Consider the following 17,401-nt stretch of genomic DNA (forward strand, 5'->3'; position numbering starts at 1 on the left):
GGTGCGATTGGAGGTCAGACCAATCCGCGGCGTGCGGCTTCTTCGGCGGCCTCCACGTAGGAGTGGGTCTTCGCGGCCTGGTGCTCGGCGAAGACCTGCCGGACGGTCCCCGACTTCGACCTCATCACCAGGGAATGCGTGGTGACGTGGCCACCCTGGAACTTCACTCCGTCGAGCAGGTCGCCGTTCGTGATGCCTGTGGCGACGAAGTAGCTGTTGTCACCGGTGACGAGGTCATCGGTGTTGAGCACCTGATTGATGTCGAGGCCGGCCTTGGCCGCGGCCTCGCGCTCTGTGTCGTCCTGCGGCCACAGACGGCCCTGGATGACTCCGCCGAGTGCTTTGATGGCGCAGGCGGTGATGATGCCTTCGGGGGTACCGCCGATGCCCATGAGCATGTCGACGCCGGTTCCCGGACGGCAGGCGGCGATGGCTCCGGCGACGTCGCCATCGGTGATGAGCTGGATGCGGGCTCCGGCGGCGCGGATCTCATCGATCATCTGCTGGTGGCGGGGGCGGTCGAGGATCATCACCGTCACCGAGGCGGGATCCTTCGTTCCCTTCGCCTTGGCGACGCGGCGGATGTTCTCAGCGATCGGCAGACGCATGTCGACGGCGTCAGCGGCATCGGGGCCGGTGACGAGCTTCTCCATGTAGAACACGGCAGAGGGGTCATACATCGCACCGTCTTCGGTCACAGCCATGACCGAGATCGCATTGGGCATGCCCAGAGCGGTCAGGCGAGTGCCGTCGATCGGGTCGACAGCAACATCGCAGTGCGGTCCTCCGCCGTCGCCGACCTGCTCGCCGTTGAAGAGCATCGGAGCTTCGTCCTTCTCACCTTCGCCGATGACGACGGTGCCGGCCATGCGGACGGTGGAGATGACATTGCGCATCGCGGCCACGGCTGCTCCGTCGGCTGCGTTCTTGTCGCCGCGGCCGACCCAGGGGGCGGCGGCGATGGCTGCGGCCTCGGTGACTCGGACGAGCTCCAGAGCCAAGTTGCGGTCCGGAGCATCCGACTCGACCTGAGCCTTCTGTGACCATGAGTCGGTCACTGCGACAGGCGGAGCCTCCTCATCAACTCGTCCTCGGTCATGGTGAGATTTCACGTCAACAGGCTCTTTGGAGTCACTCATGCCTCCAATTGTGCCACCCCTGTGATCGAGGTCGCGACAGCGGTGTCCGCTTGTGGCCGCAGTCACGTCCTCGGGCCGGAATTGGCCCTTCGCGCGCGAGCCGAGGACAATGGCGGTGTGAATGTCCGAAATGCTGCCGACGAGACGGGTACTCGAACGGTCGTCGACGAGGCGACGACGAGTCCTAGGGGAGAGTCCATGGCTGATGAGTCCGGAGTGATGCTGCCGGGGTCCCGGGAAGAGATGCGCTTCCTGCGCAAGAACTCGAACTGGGTCAATATGGTCATCGCGATCCTCGCCTGTCTGGCGGTCGCCGTCGGGATCCTGTTCCTCGCCCCGCAGCCCGAAGTCGACTCAGAACGTGTCGTCGACTATCAGGGGATCGCCGAGCAGTCCCAGGGCAACGCCGATTTCGACCTCATCGTTCCGCAGATCCCGCGCGGATGGACGTCGAACGAAGCCAGCCTCGACCGCGTGGGCGACTCCGAATACACCTCGTGGTACATGTCGTTCATCGGCCCCGACGACCAATGGGTGAGCATCGAACAGGCCGAAGCGAGTGCGAACTGGGCGAAGCGGAAGACCGATGAGGCTGTCGCCGCCGAGAAGGTGACCGTCGGCGGCGCCGACTTCCAGGTCTACCGCACCGAGGAAGCTAAGGAATACTGGGTCACGCACAAGGGCGATATGTATGTCGTTCTGACTGCCACCGCTGCGCCGGACACCGTCAACAGCTTCGCCGATCAGGTCGCCGCCGAACTGAAGTGATCCCAGGCTGACCCGAAGTTCTATTCGGTGTCGTTCGAGGTTTCCTCACGGGCCTTGTCGAGGCGTTCCCGTGCTCCGTCGAGCCACGCCTGGCACCGGTCGGCCAGAGCCTCGCCGCGCTCCCACAGCCGCAGTGACTCTTCGAGCGGCAGGTTGCCGGTCTCCAGACGCTTGACGGTCATGACGAGTTCTTCGCGCGCCTGCTCGTAGCTGAGCGTGCTGATATCGGGCTGGTCCTGTTGGGTCGTCGGTTCGGTCATCGGTGTCTCCTTCGCAGAGTGTGTGAAACGTGGACAGAGTGTGGAGTTGTAGTCAATCGTCGGTCTCCGGAGTGACCTCGGTGATATCTGCGTCGAAACGACCACGAGCGACCCGGACATGGACGGTGTCGCCGGCGGCGACTTCGGCGGCATTGCGGACGGCCTGACCTTCGTCGGTCTGCACCACGGCGTAGCCGCGCTCCAACGTCCGCAGGGGAGAGAGGGACCTGGCTTGGGAACGAAGATGCTGGATCTCGTTCTGAGCTTGGATGAGCCGTCCGTTCGTCGCCTGCAGGCTGCGGCGGCGGATCGTTGTCAGCTCGTTCTCATGCGCGGTGATCATCGTCTGCGGTTCGGCGAGCACCGGCCGTGATCGCACGGCGGTGAGCATCTCCTGTTCGCGGTCGAGGATGCGATTGACGGCAGCTTCGAGCTCGGCACGGGCACGCAGCAGATTCATGCCTTCCTCGGCGACATCCGGAACAATCCTCTTTGCGGCATCTGTTGGTGTTGACGCCCGCATGTCAGCGACCTCATCGAGGATGGGCCGGTCCGCCTCGTGCCCGATCGCCGAGACGACCGGTGTCTGCGCGGCGGAGACGGCACGGACGAGGGCTTCGTTGGAGAACGGCAGGAGGTCTTCCATGCTGCCGCCGCCGCGGGCGATGACGATGACATCGATCTGCGGGTCGGCGTCGAGTTCGGCGAGGTTCTTCATCACTCCCGGCACGGCATCCGGGCCTTGCACTGCACAGTTGCGGACTTCGAATTCGGCGGCAGGCCAGCGAAGGTGCACATTGCGGATGACGTCCTTCTGCGCATCCGAATCCCGTCCGGTGATCAGCCCGATCCGGTTCGGCAGGAACGGCAGGCGCAGCTTCCGGTTGGGATCGAAGAGCCCCTCGGCGCCCAGCTGTTTCTTCAATCGTTCGAGGCGGGCGAGGAGTTCGCCGAGGCCGACGGCGCGGATATCGTTGGCGCGCATCGTCAGCCGACCGGTCTTAGTCCAGAAATCGGCTTTGAGATTGGCGACGACGTGGCTGCCTTCGGTCAGAGGAGCCCCGGTGCGGTCGAGGACGTTCTTCCAGATCTGGACCGGCAAGGACATCTCGACATCGGTGTCGCGCAGGGTCAGGTAGCTGGCCTTGCCTCGATGGTTGAGCTCGACGACCTGCCCTTCGATCCACACGCTCGACATGCGGTCGATATAGGATTTCATCTTCGAAGACAGCAGACTCAGCGGCCACGGATTCTCCGCCGTGGTCTCGGCTGCGGTGGCGGCGAGCTCCTTCGGCTCGGCTGTTTCACCGAGCGTGCCGGGAGTGCCGGAAATTCTTTGCGCCATTTAAGTCCCCTTCCGAATCCCAAGCCTAACGAACGGCACTGACGCAGCCCATTCCTGGCCGCAGTCGATGGCTCCGGCTTAGACTGAACGGGTGAGCGTCGTTTCAGTACCTGCCCCGACCATTCCGCGCCGGCGTTTGGCACCGGGCGAGATCCGCACTCCGGTCAATGCAGACAAGAGGGTGCTGCTGGCCGCACCGCGAGGCTATTGTGCCGGCGTGGATCGTGCTGTCATCGCCGTTGAGCGCGCCCTCGTGCACTTCGGCGCACCGATCTATGTCCGCAAGGAGATCGTGCACAACCGGCATGTCGTCGAGACCCTGTCCGAACGCGGGGCCGTCTTCGTCGATGACACCGATGAAGTCCCGGAAGGTGCTCGGGTCGTGTTCTCCGCTCATGGAGTCTCACCGGCCGTGCACACCGAGGCTGCCCAGCGTTCGCTGTCGACGATCGATGCGACATGCCCGTTGGTGACGAAAGTCCACAAGGAGGCCATCCGGTTCGCCCGGGACGGCTTCCGCATCCTCCTCGTCGGCCATGCCGGGCATGAAGAGGTCGAAGGCACCATGGGCGAGGCGCCGGAGCACATCACACTGGTGCAGAGCCCGGAAGAGGCCCGCACCATCGAGGTTCCCGATGCCGAGAAGCTGGTGTGGATCTCACAGACGACCTTGAGCGTGGACGAGACCATGGAAACGGTTGAGATCCTGCGTGAGCGCTTCCCGCACCTGCAGAATCCACCCAGCGATGACATCTGCTACGCGACACAGAACCGGCAGGTCGCGGTGAAGAAGGTCGGGCCCGACGCGGATCTCGTCATCGTCGTCGGGTCGGCGAACTCCTCGAACTCCGTTCGCCTCGTCGAAGTCGCTCTCGAACACGGGGCGAAGGCTGCCTACCGTGTCGACTTCGCCCGCGAGATCGACGAGACATGGTTCCACGACGTGGCCACGGTCGGTGTCACCTCAGGTGCGAGCGTTCCGGAGAACCTCGTCCAGGACGTGCTGCAGCTGCTGGCCGAATACGGATTCGACACCGTCGAAGAGGTCGTCACCGCCGAAGAGGACCTCATCTTCTCGCTGCCGAAGGAACTGCGCAAGCTCGGCTGAGCTGAGCAATTCCGCTGCGCGGCGCGACGGGGAGTTCCACGACTCAACGGAGTCGACGAACGCTGTCGATTCTCAGCTTGTCCCCGTCTGCCGATCACGCAGATGAGTCGGACCGCGTCCGTCGAAGTCCATGGCCCGCGGCCGACTGAGTTCTTCTGCGCTGATGCCGCGAGTGCGAGTATCGAGTTCGGCCACGGCATCGAGTTCGTCGGCGACGATCCCGGTCGACGGAAACTTTCTGGCGGTGACGAGGAACCGGGACTCCAAGGACGAGACGAACCGGTTGTAGTCCTCGACGGAGCGGTCCAGGCTGGCTCCCATCCGTGACACATGAGTCACCAAAGTGCCGATGCGTTCGTAGAGTTCCGTGCCCAGCCGCAGCACTTCGGCCGCCGAGGTGGACATGTCCGCCTGCCGCCAGTTGAGCGCCACGGTCTTCAACAGCACCAGCAGAGTCGCTGGTGAGGCGAGGACGACGTTCTTGCCCAGTGCATGATCGATCATCTTCGGGTAGCTTGCCGCGGCCGCGGAGAGCAGACCGTCGGTGGGCACGAAGCAGACGACGAAGTCGGGGGAGGCTTCGAACGCCTTCCAGTACTCTTTCGATGCCAGCGCATCAACATGGCGCAACAGGGCGCGGGCATGGTCCTGACCGCCCGTGCCGGAGTCGGCCGCCTCGCCGGAATCCTCGTTCATCCGCGCCGACAGGGGAGTCTTTGCATCGATGACGATCGTGCCGCCGCCGGGCAGGTGGACGACCATATCGGGGCGATGGCGCTTGCCGTCCCGGTCGGCGCTGACCTGCGTGTCGAAGTCGACGTGGGGGAGGAGGCCGGCATATTCGACGATGCGTTTGAGCTGGACCTCGCCCCAGTCTCCACGGTGGGTCGTCGAGTTCAAAGCGTTGGCCAGTGACCCGGTCGATTCCTGGAGGCGGAGGTTCTGTTGGCTGAGGTGCCCGATCTGGGAGTTCAGTCGGGTGATCTGTTCGATCTGCGTGCGGTCCTGGGAGTGCAGGTTCTCCTGCAGATTCTTCACGCTTGCCGCCAACGGCCCGATGGCGGCGGTGATCTCACCGGCCATCTGCGCATCGGCCTCGAGATCTTCGGTGCGCTCGGACAGGATGCGTGACGTGGTCTCGGCGCGAGTGAGTCTCTCGAGATAGCGGGAACGGGTGAGACTGCGGCCGAGGAGGAATCCGAGCGCGGCGGCGAGGACGATCGCCACGATGAAGACGATGATGACTGCGGATGCGGGGAAAGCATTCATGATCCCAGGGTGACAGAGGGCACTGACACGAGAATTCGAGGACCACCTCGGCGACGGCTAGACTTGGATACCGTGGCTTTGACTATTGGAATCGTGGGACTGCCCAATGTCGGCAAGTCGACCATGTTTAACGCACTGACCAAGAACCAAGTTCTCGCGGCGAACTACCCGTTCGCGACGATCGAACCGAACGTGGGTGTGGTCCCGCTGCCGGACGAGCGACTCACGCGACTGGCTGAGATCTTCGGCTCCGAACGCATCCTCAATGCCACCGTCGACTTCGTCGATATCGCTGGAATCGTGCGCGGCGCTTCCGAAGGGGAAGGCCTGGGCAACCAGTTCCTCGCCAACATCCGCGAAGCCGATGCGATCTGCCAGGTCATCCGCGGATTCGTCGACGACGACGTCGTCCACGTCGACGGCAAGATCAGCCCCGCAGACGACATCGATACGATCAATACCGAGCTCATCCTCGCCGACCTCCAGACATTGGAGAAGGCTCGGCCCCGGATCGAGAAGGAAGTCAAGGGCAAGCGCGCTCCTGCTGAGCAGCTGACTGCGATCGATGCCGCCACCGAGATCCTCGAAGGCGGGCGGACGCTCTACCAGGCGATGCAGGCCGAGAAGTTCGATGTCAGTGCACTGCGCGAGCTGCAGCTGATGACGGTCAAGCCCTTCCTCTACGTGTTCAATGTCGACGACGAGGTGCTCGCCGATGAGGACAAGAAGAATGAGATGCGGGCACTGGTGGCTCCCGTCGAGGCGATCTTCCTCGACGCGAAGTTCGAGTCCGAACTCGCCGAACTCGACGAGGAGGAAGCCCGGGAGATGCTCGAATCGACCGGCCAGGAAGAGAGCGGACTCGATCAGCTCGCCCGAGTCGGCTTCGACACCCTGGGTCTGCAGACCTATCTGACGGCCGGGCCCAAGGAATCCCGTGCGTGGACGATTCCGAAGGGTGCCACCGCCCCCGAGGCGGCCGGAGTCATCCATACAGACTTCCAGAAGGGCTTCATCAAGGCCGAAATCGTGTCCTTCGATGATCTCGATGCGAACGGTTCGATGGCTGCCGCGAAGTCCGCCGGCAAGGTCCGGATGGAAGGCAAGGATTACATCATGGTCGATGGGGACGTGGTCGAGTTCCGGTTTAACGTCTAGCGTTATTGACGGTTTCCGTTATAGAATGCTCTCGTGATCAGATCGTTCGGCAGCAAGGACACCGAGCGCATCTGGCATGAGCAGTACGTCAAGCGCGTCGACCGGACGGTGCAGCGGGCGGCCATGCGGAAGCTCGAGCTGATCCATGCGGCGAAGGATGTCGAGGATCTCCGGGTCCCGCGGGGCAACCGCCTGGAGCGTCTGGTCGGCGACCGAAACGGGCAGCACAGCATCCGCGTCAACGCGCAATGGCGTATCTGCTTCGTCTGGAGAGAGGGAGGTGCGGACGATGTCGAACTCGTCGACTACCACTGAGGCCGACCTGATCGAGCCGATCCACCCGGGAGAGATCCTGATGGAGGACTTCATCGAGGGCTTCGGGATCACTCAGAACAAGCTCGCGGTGTCCATCGGCGTGCCGCCACGCCGGATCAACGAGATCGTGCACGGCAAGCGGGGGATCACCGCTGATACGGCGATCCGTCTGGCGCGCTACTTCGGAACGTCCGAGGAGCTCTGGATGAATCTGCAGTCGAACTACGAGCTTCGGCTTGAGCGCCGTGTCCTGCACGACAAGGTTGCCGCGATCACACCGTTGGAGGTTGCGTGACTGTCCTCGTGGAAGAGCTCCGCGATTCTGCACAACGTGACGGCGTGGAGAAGTTCGTGGTCGGCGCGGTGATACATTCAGATGGGTCTGTGCTGGTCGTCACTCGTAGCGAACTGGACGACTTCCTGCCTGGGATCGATGAACTGCCCTCTGGTGGCGTTGAGGTCGGGGAGTCACTCACAGCGGCGCTTGATCGTGAACTGCTCGAAGAAGTCGGATTCGAGTCTGAGGTGATCGATGGCGACTTCCTTGAGCACTTCGACTATAGATCCGCTTCGGGGAGACTGACGCGACAGTTCACAGTGTCAGTGCCGTTGGCCGATCGTATTGTGAAGCTCTCGGACGAGCACGTCGCGGCTCGATGGATCACTGCAAGGGATGTCATTGGTGCGTCATGTACGCCAGAGACTCAGGGCGTGATCGAGACATGGTTCCTCCGCTGAGGTCTCCCGTGCTTGCCGAGCGTGGGGTTTGAGACGTTGTTCCGTGCCGGAACTCGGTGGAGTTCCGGTCCATCGAGTGATGCCCACACTCTTGACTCTTCCTATAAGTGGAAGATATCTTCGTGTTCTATGAAGAATATCGCACCGCAGCTGACGCCTTTCGTGCGCTCGGATGCCGTTGGGGCGATTCTGGCCGAGACTCTCGGGCACCCTGAGCGGGAGTTTACGCTGGCAGAGCTTGGGCGGCGCACGGACACGAGCGGCCCGGTCGTGCACCGCGAAGTGGGGCGACTGGTCGACTCCGCCGTGCTTCGTGACCGGTATGAGGGGCGAAACCGTCTCGTGAGTGCGAATGCCGACCACCCATTGTTCGCTCTGATGCGAGATCTGATCGCGGCGACCTACGGGCCGGTGCCGGTCTTGCGTGAGCTCTTCGACGGGATCGACGGGGTGGAGGAGCTGCTGATCTACGGATCTTGGGCCGCGCGCCGGTCCGGGGAAAGCGGTGAGTTTCCCAACGACTTAGACGTCCTCGTCGTGGGGGAGACGCCGCGGAGGACGCTCTCGGGGATTGCGGCCGAAGCAGGTGACAAGCTCGACTTGCCCGTGAACATCACGCGTATCGCACCGGTTGACTGGAACTCTGAGGACCCGTCGCCGTTCGTCTCGACGATTCGGTCACGCCCCTTAGTCGATGTGAGGTCCGGTGAGATCCTTGCCTGAGATCGTCAATCAGATGCTCGTGAACCGAAGACTGGAGCGTGTGGAGCGGAATCGCGAGCATGCGCTGGCTGTGGTCGTGACCGCAGAACGCCATATCCGTACGGCAGAGCTGCTTGCTGATACCGACGATCACGCGATGGCGTTCACAGCGGCGTACGATGGTGCGCGCAAAGCGCTCGTCGCGGTTCTTGCCGCCGAAGGGTTCCGTGTCCGACCCGTGGGCGGAGCTCATCGCAACACCGGGATCGCGGCAGCGGGCTTCGTCAACGACAGTGCCTTGGGCGAGTTTGAGTGGATGCGTCAAGTGCGCAACGCGACTGAGTATCCCGACGACGATCGACCGACAGCGACGAACCAAGACGTGGCTGAAGCGATCACCGCGGCCGTTCGGATCGTCGATGTCTGTGCCGAGTACGTGCGTCGCGACGGGTAGTCGACGAATTTGGGTGCAGTTTTTCGCCCGCATCGGCTTCGACACGGCGGAAGAGTTCTGGATGAACCTGAAGTCGAGCTGCGGGCTGCGTCGTGAGCGTCGGGTGCTGCGCGACAGGATCTCTGCGATCACACCTCTCGTAGTCGCGCAGCCGTTCGACTCTTCGCGGAATCCGGTCTGCCGAAGGTTCCGCTTCAACGTCTGCGGCAGAGGCTGGGGCACTGTGGCAACGACAGCTTGAGCTGTCACTGCACTTCCCCGGCTCAGAACGCCCGAATAGTTGCGGAGAGGCCGGACGGCTCTGGACGTGTGCGGATGGAGTGCGGCGGCGATCAGCCCCTAGACAGCTCCTTGCGGACGATCGCTGTTCCCGCACTCAAGGCGCTCATCTTCGCGAGGGCGACGTCGCGCGCGAAGGGGGCCATGCCGCAGTTCGTGCTTGGAATGAGCTTGTCGGCGTCGACGAACTTCAGAGCCTTGCGCAGAGTCGCGGCGACCTCCTCCGGTGTCTCAATGGTCTCGTTTGCCACGTCGATGGCACCGAGCATGACCTTCTTGCAGCGGATCAGTTCGATGAGGTCCATCGGGACATGGGAGTTGTGGCATTCGAGCGAGACGATGTCGAGGCTCGAGCGCTGCAGGAGGGGGAAGGATTCCTCGTATTGGCGCCACTCGGACCCGAGGGTCGTTTTCCAGTCGTTGTTCGCCTTGATCCCATAGCCGTAGCAGATATGCACTGCGGTTTCGGCCCGCAGACCTTCCGCTGCTCGTTCGAGCGCGGCGACTCCCCAGTCCTTCATCTCCTCGAAGAAGACATTGAATGCGGGCTCGTCGAACTGGATGATGTCCACTCCCGCCGCCTCCAGATCCTTTGCCTCCTGATTGAGGACCGTGGCGAATTCCCATGCCAGCTTCTCGCGGCTCTTGTAATGGTCGTCATAGAGTGTGTCGATCATCGTCATCGGTCCCGGCAGCGCCCACTTGATCGGCTGATCGGTCTGCTGGCGGAGGAACTTCGCATCGTCGACGAAGACCGGTTTCTCACGGCTCACGGCGCTGACGACTGTGGGTACGCTTGCGTCGTAGCGATCGCGGATCCGAACCGTCTTGCGCTTCTCGAAGTCGACTCCGCTGAGATGCTCGATGAACGTCGTCACGAAGTGTTGGCGGGTCTGCTCTCCGTCGCTGACGATGTCGATGCCGCGGTTGGTCTGCTCATGAGTCGAGATGCGCAGGGCATCGTGCCTGCCCTCGACCAAGGCATCGCCTTGGAGGTTCCAGGGGGACCAGAGGGTTTCGGGCTGCGCGAGCCAGGACGGCTTCGGCAGACTGCCGACGATTGAGGTGGGCAACAGCGGCTGGGTCATCGTTTCTTCTCCTGCGGTCATGCGACTGGGACGGGTCGGTCGGACGCCCACTGCTCGAGCATCTCTCGGTGCGGGTTGACGAAGAACTCCTCCGTGAACTTTCCCTGTCTGATGCCGAGCTGGTTGCGTTCGACGCGATCATAGGTGACCGGCATCTCCGAGAAGTCGTGCCGGTCCAGCGTCGGCCGGTAGACCTCTCCGGCGGCGGTATTCGCGTTGTAGATCTCTGGCCGATAGATCTTCTGGAAAGTCTCCATCGTGGAGATCGTGCCGATGAGCGCCAGATCGGAATAGTCGCCGAGGAGGTCGCCGCGATGGTAGAAGGCCAGCGGTGCGACGCTGCCCGATGGCATGAAATACCTCACCTGGAGTCCCATCTTTGCGAAGTAGTCATCGGTCAGCGAGTAGTCGTCCTGCTGGTATTCGAACCCGAGAATCGGGTGGTGATTCTCGGTCCGATGGTACGACTTGCTCGTGGACACGCTGATGCAGATCACGGGTGCCGTCTGGAACCGTTCCCGATAGGCGGCAGAATCGAGGAAGTGTTGGAATAGTTTGCCATGCAGATCACCGAAGTCATCGGGGACCGTGAACTCGGTTGCGGCCTCATTGGCAGCCGGCAGCCGCACGCTGAAATCGAAATCGCGGACGAAGGACGAGAAATTGTTCCCCACGATCCCGGGGTGACGTTTTCCAGTGAGTCTGTCGATGATCTGGATATCCAGGACTTCGAGCAGCGGGAACTCCTGTTCCCGGCCGCCCGAGGTGAAGTGAAGTCCTCCGGAGACGATGTCGAGTTCGAGGACATAGCGATCCCGGTCGGGATTGTCCCAGGACGCGAGTTCGTTGAAGCGGCGATTGATGATGCTCAGAGCAGTGCGGAGGTTCTGCTGACGGTCCTCGCCCCTGGCGAGGTTGGCGAAGTTCGTCGTCGCTCGGGTGCTCTCCGACGGCGAGTAGTCCTCGTCGAATCGAGTCGTGGTGATGCTGAATGAGAACTCAGGTGTCATGGACGTCCAATTCGGTGGGTGTGCGGCCGGTTGTGGTCGCTGGCGTGTCTGTGATCCATCCTGCCCGTCCCCTGTGGTCATCGGGTAACTCGGGGGAACTATGGATTCCTATAGCCTTGATCTATGTCTCGAGGTCTGAAGAACATCACGCTGCTGCAACTCCAGTACTTCATCGAGGTCGCGTCGGAGGGGTCGATCACCGCCGCCGCCGATCTCCTCTATGTCTCTCAGCCGACCATGTCTGCCGCGATGAAGGACCTGGAGACCCGTGTGGATCGCGCTCTGCTCGTCCGATCCGCCCGCGGGGTGACGTTGACTGACGACGGTGTGGAGTTCCTCGGCTATGCCCGGCAGGTCGTCGAACAGGTGGAACTCCTCGAGCAGCACTACCTAGGGCGCCCACCGTCACGGCGTCTGCTCGGAGTCTCGGCGCAGCACTACTCGTTCGTCGTCGATGCTTTCGTTCGGATGGTCAAGGCCAGCGATGCTGCCGAGTACGAGTTCTCACTGCGAGAGACGCGTACCTGGGACATCATCGAAGACGTTCGCACGCTCCGCAGTGAGCTCGGCATCCTCTACCGCAACGACTTCAACAGGAAGGTCATCGACAAACTGCTGCGAGATTCCGGGCTTGCGTTCCACCCGCTCTTCCTCGCCTCCCCTCACATCTTCATCTCTCGTACGAACCCGCTTGCCTCCCGCCACCGCGTCACCCTTGACGATCTCACTGCCCTGCCGCGCCTCACTTTCGACCAGGGGGCGAACAACTCGTTCTCCTTCGCCGAGGAGATTCTCTCCACCCTGTCGAGCAAGCAGGAGATCCGGGTTTCTGACCGTGCGACCATCTTCAATCTGATGATCGGTCTCGACGGCTACACCATCTCGACGGGCATCATCAGCGACGATCTCGATCCGGCCATCGTCGCGATTCCACTCGAGGTCGATGAACGCATCGAGATCGGCTGGATCGATCATTCCGGGATCCCGCTGACCGAACAGGCGCAACGCTACCTCGACGAAGTTCGGGCCGTCGTCGGCGGTTTCGGCATTGCGCTGCTCGATCAGCCGTGACCGAGGACAGCACCAAAGGAGTTCTGGATGAACCTGCGGTCGAACGACGAGTTGCGGATGGTTCAGCGCCTGTTGCGTGATGCTGTCGCCGCATTCACACCTCTGGAGGCCGCATGTCTGTCGTCACATTAAGAGGCAGGCTCATCTGTGCCGACGGCAACGAGGCGGACATCGTCGCCGGCTATCTTGACCGGCATGTCGAGCTCACTCGCGCCGAATCCGGGTGTCTTCACTTCAGTGTCGAACCGACGGCGGATCCACTCGTGTGGATGGTGTCCGAGAGGTTCGTCGACAAGCATGCGTTCGATTCCCATCAAGCGCGAGTGCGGGTCAGTGACTGGGGCCGAGTGACGGAAGGAATCATGCGGGAGTACACGATCGACTATGGTGCGGACTCCTGATTATCTGGGTTCGGAGGGTTGATCACTTTCCGTGAAGCATTCCGGTGGAGTTCCGGTTCAAGGTATGACTTGTACTGCGGGCGAGACTTGGTCAGCTGACAGTCTGCACGACCTGAATCAGATGTCCTTCTGGGTCCTCGGCCCAAGCGATGAGCAGGTGGTCGAGCCAAGGTTCCGGTGGCTTGATCGGGGTTGCACCGAGATCGACCCGATGCGCGTAGCCTGCGTGGACGTCGTCAGTCCAGAGGATCACCGCTGCGTGCTGGCCGTCGGCGACCGGGTCGAGGCAGTGGTCATTGCGGGTGCTCGTTTCAGTTGCGAGCCCGATTCGGTACCCATCTAGGGTGAGGTCGACGTGTATGGGTGTTCCAACTCGAGGGGTGCGAAATGCCTCCTCGAAGCCGAGGCGCCGATAGAAGTTCGTCGCGCGGTCGATGTCGCGGGTGAACAGCACGATCTGAGGCGTGCGAAAGAGCGTCATGCGGCTACATTGCCTCTGGGCTGCTGACGTCGTCAAAGATAGGCACGAATAGTCGTCATCGCACCTGATTCATCAAGGTCGTGAGAATCAGCCTGCGTTAGAGTGACCCCTGGCGCCAGCAGGTGACCGCCACGATGAGATCTGCCGCAGAGGGAATCTCAACCCGAAAGCTCGGAAGGCGAGGACCGAAGATGACAGCCAGCAAGAATTCGTCACAGCCCGCGGTGCCTCAGCGCGTGACCAAAACAGTTCGGGCAACGGGCCTCATCCTCGCGCTCGTGCTCGGTGCGATCGCTGCGGTCATCGGCCTGGCATCGCTTATTCCCGGGCTTGGCCCGTTCAGTTCCGCCGCTGCTCGGTTTGCGCCGACGATTGCGCCGATAGCGACTGTGACCGGAGCGATTGTGCTTGGGTTTGGAATCTTCTGCCTGCGCCGAGGCCGACGACGGACCGGAGCTGTGGTGACAGGATTCGGAGCGGTGAGCACAATCGCGAATCTGGCTGTCGTCATTGTGCTCCTCGTTGCCATCACCTCGGCCGGTGGTTCGGTGAATCTGTTCACTGCGACGTTCGGGCTCTCGGCGATCGACTCGGCATCGCCTGATCGCAAGGAAGTGTACGACAAGTCCAGCTCAGGCGATGACCTCTCCGTATCGATCTACGAACCTGAGAGAGCGAAGGGTTCAGCTCCGACGATCATGTACGTCCACGGAGGCGGTTGGATCGCAGGCGAACCGAACGCAGCGAGCTCAGAGCTCCGTGAACTCGCCGATCACGGCTACCTGGTCGTATCGGTCGAATACGAACTCGCCACCCTGGATAACGCCACCTGGCAGAGCGCACCATCGCAGGTCGCCTGTGCGGCAAGCTGGATTCAGACCCACGCAGACACAATCGGTGCAGACACCGATCGCCTTGCGTTCTGGGGCGAGAGTTCGGGCAGCAACATGGTCGCCAATACCGCCGGTGCCGCAGCGCAAGGCGACGCCGAATCGTCCTGCGGTGGGAAGGTTCCGGTTCCGGCGGCGGTGATTGCCGACTACCCGGCGTTCGACGTGACGGGCCTCTACGAGAACGCACCCACCGGGCCCGGTGCGGGATCCGGCACGCGCCTGTTCGCGACCAGTTACACCGGTGGCACACCGGAGGAGTATCCGGAACGCTATGCAGTGGCCGATTCCGTTACGCATCTGAAAGCACCCGCGCCGCCGATGCTCATGATGACAGCGATGCGCGATGACGTGATCACCCCAACCGACCAGCTTTCATGGGCCGAATCGGCCCGAAGTCGTGGCGTCGACGTCACAACCGTGAAAGTTCCCCTCGCCAATCATGCGTACCCGCAGAAGGCGAAGAACTCAATCGGCAGCCAGGGACACCTGAGCATCGCAGAGGCCTACTTATCCGAACAACTTCGCTAGCCACACGTCCGTTGTGGATCTCGGCTGCTCTGGCGGGGAGGCATCGATGCAGGTATCGTGGAAACCGGCAGCACGTACGGTTGCCAGCACTTCCAGGTACCTAAGCCTGAATCATTGCGGAGAGCTCCGGTCGGCCCGGAACATGTCCAGATGGGGTGCGGCGCATTTCTGCGCCGTCTTCAACCGCCGGTGCGACACACCGGCTGACGTAAGGACATGACATGACGACCAAAGACGAGAAGAACCTGTCCCAGGTGACCGACAAGATCGCGAAGATGGACGAACCGGAACGATCGCTCATGCAGCGAGCGCACGACATCATCGTGACCGTCGCCCCCAGTCTCAAACCGCGGATCTGGTATGGCATGCCAGCCTATGCTCTGTCCGCGAGCACTCCTGCACTGGTGACACTGCGTAATGACGAGCGGGTCAACCTGGCCCTCACGGAAAAGGTCGAACTCACCCCAGCCGGTGGTTCCGACGGATCGCTGATGCCCGCCGCATGGTACTTCGAGACCATCGACGAGGCCGCCGAGAAGCGCATCGCCGATATCGTCAGGACGGCAACCTCCTGACGGTGACGATCGCCGGGCTGAGCCCGCAGACGTCACTTCGTGCGATGTCTGGGGCTCGGCCGCGCGGTCGGGGCTGAGCGTCTCACTTCCGATTGGCTATGGTGGTGCTTAAAGGGAGAGCAGTCCCATCTGCCATAAGTTTGAGGAGTGATCGACTTGAGTTTCTCTGTCTATCTGTCCGGTGAGATCCACACCGAGTGGCGCGATGAGGTCAAGCGCGGAGCCGAGGCGGCCGGTCTGGATATCGATTTCACCGCACCCGTGACCGACCACCCTGCCAGCGATGCTGCCGGTGACCACCTCGGCGAGAACGATAGCGCCTTCTGGCGTGATCACCAGTCGGCGAAGGTCAACGCCATCCGCACCCGGACCCTGATCGAAAAGGCCGATATGGTCGTCGTGCGCTTCGGAGACAAGTACAAGCAATGGAACGCCGCCTTCGATGCCGGCTATTGCGCGGCACTCGGCACACCCTATGTGACCCTCCACGATGCCGACATCGTGCATCCGCTCAAAGAAGTCGATGCCGAAGCCAAGGCCTGGTGCCAGACGACGGATCAAGTGGTCGAAACCCTGAAGTATGTTCTCAGAGACTGAACTCGATGAGTTGAGACCGCGAACGACCGAGGAGTGAAAACGGCCGGTCGCGGCCTCAGGACCTGCGCGTCGTGACGCTACGGCAGGGGATGATCACCCTTGATCTTGAAGAAGGATCCACGGATCTCCCCGGCGAGCTTCGACTTCTGACGGGCGAACTTGAACGCCGACAGCTCGGGAGGCACGTCCATCCCCTCCGAAAGTTTGAAGCCGACGGCCCGCTTGCCATCGTCTGCTCGTGTCCATAGGACATTGACTGCGAGCCCGGACTCGTAGAAGACGTGCACCCAATAGATGCCATCGACGTCATTGATGCTGACTTCGAGGGCAGGCGAGGTCGGTACGATCTCACGCTCGGAGTCAAGGATCTCCTCCACCCAGTTCAGGGCCTCCTGTACCTCGGCGGCCGGGGCCACGGCGAATGTGTGTTTGTATTTGTTGGAGAAGTACCGTGCCTCGTTGGCGCGCAGACCAGCCAGCGCCTCGGCGATGGGGGAGGATTCGAGTCCCGCGGTGGAGACATCGGTGAATGAAACGGCTTCGAACGGCATGGGTCAAGGATATGCCTGATCCTGGATATCCGCCCACGACCGGGCCCACGGTCGTCAGGAAGGGTGAGAGACTCGCTCATGAGGCAGCGAATCCGCATGTCGCCGAGGGCCGATGAACATCTGTCAATGAACCTCTGAGGAGGAATGCATGCACAGCGGAACCGACGTCAAACCGTTCACACCGTCAGACCACTGGCTCAACGACTGGCCGTTCGACGTGTGGACCGTAGTTCAAGTCCGGGCCTCGATCACAGGTGCTACCGCCGAGCGCGCGGTGCGCACGTTTCAGGCTGCTCTCAGGCCCGACCCCGATGCTGATGTCGCCGAAGGCACAGAAGTTCACTTTTGGGGGAGGCTATACGGCGGAGACGTCTCCGTCGACTGGCAGAATTGGATGGCAGATCGTGCTCAAATCGTCGGGTCAGGACGGTATCAGCTCTGTCATCGGAGCGACTGACGACCTCGTCGAGGCGATTCGTCAGACGTCTGGAGAGGTGCGACTCACCTGGCATGAGGTGGCCGCGAGCCGGGCCGAAGGCCATTGAGCAGGTGAAAGCCTCCGTCCCCGCACCCAGGGTCCCCGCACCCAGGTCGAATCGGTGCGGTAGGGTGATCTGCATTCCACAGGTTTTGCGAACTGCACCACGGCGGTGCGGACACACGTGACGACA

The 17,401-nt window shown here is 62.1% G+C and carries 21 protein-coding genes; 13 read left to right on the forward strand and 8 right to left on the reverse strand.

The annotated features are described in order from the left end of the window. Positions 1-14: 14 nt before the first annotated feature. On the reverse strand, positions 15-1,139 hold the full coding sequence (gene glpX, locus HIM68_RS01100) for a class II fructose-bisphosphatase (protein ID WP_139466822.1): 1,125 nt from the start codon (positions 1,137-1,139) through the stop codon (positions 15-17). 198 nt (positions 1,140-1,337) lie between these two features. Between glpX and HIM68_RS01105 the strand changes: the two genes are divergently transcribed. Next, positions 1,338-1,907 (forward strand): DUF4245 domain-containing protein, encoded by a 570-nt coding sequence (locus tag HIM68_RS01105; protein ID WP_253903678.1) that lies wholly within the window; start codon positions 1,338-1,340, stop codon positions 1,905-1,907. Between the two features lie 20 nt (positions 1,908-1,927). On the opposite strand, the gene HIM68_RS01110 is transcribed toward HIM68_RS01105, so the two are convergent. After that, complete coding sequence (locus HIM68_RS01110) at positions 1,928-2,167, reverse strand: exodeoxyribonuclease VII small subunit (RefSeq protein ID WP_172168901.1); 240 nt, start codon at positions 2,165-2,167, stop codon at positions 1,928-1,930. A gap of 52 nt (positions 2,168-2,219) precedes the next feature. Beyond that, positions 2,220-3,512, reverse strand: a complete 1,293-nt coding sequence (xseA, locus tag HIM68_RS01115; RefSeq protein ID WP_172168904.1) for an exodeoxyribonuclease VII large subunit — start codon at positions 3,510-3,512, stop codon at positions 2,220-2,222. Positions 3,513-3,603: 91 nt separating this feature from the next. Here xseA and HIM68_RS01120 point away from each other — a divergent pair, with 91 nt between their 5' ends. After that, entirely contained in the window at positions 3,604-4,620 is a 1,017-nt protein-coding gene (locus HIM68_RS01120) for a 4-hydroxy-3-methylbut-2-enyl diphosphate reductase (protein ID WP_139907501.1), read from the forward strand. Between the two features lie 72 nt (positions 4,621-4,692). Here the strand turns inward: HIM68_RS01120 and HIM68_RS01125 are convergent, their stop codons facing one another. Further along, positions 4,693-5,889, reverse strand: coding sequence for a DNA recombination protein RmuC (locus HIM68_RS01125; protein WP_172168907.1), 1,197 nt, complete (start codon positions 5,887-5,889; stop codon positions 4,693-4,695). Positions 5,890-5,961: 72 nt separating this feature from the next. Here HIM68_RS01125 and ychF point away from each other — a divergent pair, with 72 nt between their 5' ends. The 6 genes from ychF (at position 5,962) to HIM68_RS01155 (ending at position 9,256) form a co-directional block, all read left to right on the forward strand. Next, positions 5,962-7,047 (forward strand): redox-regulated ATPase YchF, encoded by a 1,086-nt coding sequence (ychF, locus tag HIM68_RS01130; RefSeq protein WP_172168910.1) that lies wholly within the window; start codon positions 5,962-5,964, stop codon positions 7,045-7,047. A gap of 33 nt (positions 7,048-7,080) precedes the next feature. Next, on the forward strand, positions 7,081-7,362 hold the full coding sequence (locus HIM68_RS01135; RefSeq protein ID WP_172168913.1) for a type II toxin-antitoxin system RelE/ParE family toxin: 282 nt from the start codon (positions 7,081-7,083) through the stop codon (positions 7,360-7,362). Continuing rightward, positions 7,337-7,657: a HigA family addiction module antitoxin gene (locus tag HIM68_RS01140; protein ID WP_139466833.1), complete on the forward strand. Its 321-nt coding sequence runs from the start codon at positions 7,337-7,339 to the stop codon at positions 7,655-7,657. Before HIM68_RS01135 ends, HIM68_RS01140 begins: the two co-directional genes overlap by 26 nt. Then, the gene (locus tag HIM68_RS01145; RefSeq protein WP_172168916.1) at positions 7,654-8,100 is read left to right on the forward strand and encodes an NUDIX domain-containing protein; all 447 of its coding nucleotides are present in this window, start codon (positions 7,654-7,656) and stop codon (positions 8,098-8,100) included. The genes HIM68_RS01140 and HIM68_RS01145 overlap by 4 nt, the downstream gene beginning before the upstream one ends. A 129-nt stretch (positions 8,101-8,229) precedes the next feature. Beyond that, the gene (locus HIM68_RS01150; RefSeq protein ID WP_172168919.1) at positions 8,230-8,823 is read left to right on the forward strand and encodes an ArsR family transcriptional regulator; all 594 of its coding nucleotides are present in this window, start codon (positions 8,230-8,232) and stop codon (positions 8,821-8,823) included. Beyond that, a complete protein-coding gene (locus tag HIM68_RS01155; RefSeq protein ID WP_172168922.1) occupies positions 8,816-9,256 on the forward strand; it encodes a HEPN domain-containing protein in 441 nt (146 codons plus the stop codon). The genes HIM68_RS01150 and HIM68_RS01155 overlap by 8 nt, the downstream gene beginning before the upstream one ends. 332 nt (positions 9,257-9,588) lie before the next feature. On the opposite strand, the gene HIM68_RS01160 is transcribed toward HIM68_RS01155, so the two are convergent. Beyond that, complete coding sequence (locus tag HIM68_RS01160; RefSeq protein WP_172168925.1) at positions 9,589-10,623, reverse strand: methionine synthase; 1,035 nt, start codon at positions 10,621-10,623, stop codon at positions 9,589-9,591. Positions 10,624-10,640: 17 nt separating this feature from the next. Continuing rightward, positions 10,641-11,633, reverse strand: a complete 993-nt coding sequence (locus HIM68_RS01165) for a putative oxygenase MesX (RefSeq protein ID WP_172168928.1) — start codon at positions 11,631-11,633, stop codon at positions 10,641-10,643. A gap of 123 nt (positions 11,634-11,756) precedes the next feature. Between HIM68_RS01165 and HIM68_RS01170 the strand changes: the two genes are divergently transcribed. Both HIM68_RS01170 and HIM68_RS01175 read left to right on the forward strand, forming a co-directional pair. Next, positions 11,757-12,704, forward strand: coding sequence for a LysR family transcriptional regulator (locus tag HIM68_RS01170; RefSeq protein WP_172168931.1), 948 nt, complete (start codon positions 11,757-11,759; stop codon positions 12,702-12,704). Positions 12,705-12,817: 113 nt separating this feature from the next. After that, entirely contained in the window at positions 12,818-13,105 is a 288-nt protein-coding gene (locus HIM68_RS01175) for a putative quinol monooxygenase (RefSeq protein ID WP_172168934.1), read from the forward strand. A gap of 91 nt (positions 13,106-13,196) precedes the next feature. Here HIM68_RS01175 and HIM68_RS01180 read toward each other — a convergent pair whose 3' ends face one another. Continuing rightward, positions 13,197-13,586: a glyoxalase/bleomycin resistance/extradiol dioxygenase family protein gene (locus tag HIM68_RS01180; RefSeq protein ID WP_172168937.1), complete on the reverse strand. Its 390-nt coding sequence runs from the start codon at positions 13,584-13,586 to the stop codon at positions 13,197-13,199. Between the two features lie 479 nt (positions 13,587-14,065). Here HIM68_RS01180 and HIM68_RS01185 point away from each other — a divergent pair, with 479 nt between their 5' ends. The 3 genes from HIM68_RS01185 (at position 14,066) to HIM68_RS01195 (ending at position 16,179) form a co-directional block, all read left to right on the forward strand. Next, entirely contained in the window at positions 14,066-15,007 is a 942-nt protein-coding gene (locus tag HIM68_RS01185) for an alpha/beta hydrolase (protein ID WP_172168940.1), read from the forward strand. Positions 15,008-15,228: 221 nt separating this feature from the next. Then, on the forward strand, positions 15,229-15,582 hold the full coding sequence (locus tag HIM68_RS01190) for a DUF1801 domain-containing protein (protein ID WP_139907519.1): 354 nt from the start codon (positions 15,229-15,231) through the stop codon (positions 15,580-15,582). Positions 15,583-15,738: 156 nt separating this feature from the next. Next, positions 15,739-16,179: a YtoQ family protein gene (locus HIM68_RS01195; RefSeq protein ID WP_172168943.1), complete on the forward strand. Its 441-nt coding sequence runs from the start codon at positions 15,739-15,741 to the stop codon at positions 16,177-16,179. A 77-nt stretch (positions 16,180-16,256) separates the two neighbouring features. On the opposite strand, the gene HIM68_RS01200 is transcribed toward HIM68_RS01195, so the two are convergent. Beyond that, a complete protein-coding gene (locus HIM68_RS01200) occupies positions 16,257-16,730 on the reverse strand; it encodes a phage tail protein (protein ID WP_172168946.1) in 474 nt (157 codons plus the stop codon). Positions 16,731-17,401: the final 671 nt, after the last annotated feature.

This window comes from Brevibacterium sp. CT2-23B (assembly GCF_013168765.1).
In the GTDB taxonomy this organism is placed as follows: domain Bacteria; phylum Actinomycetota; class Actinomycetes; order Actinomycetales; family Brevibacteriaceae; genus Brevibacterium; species Brevibacterium sediminis.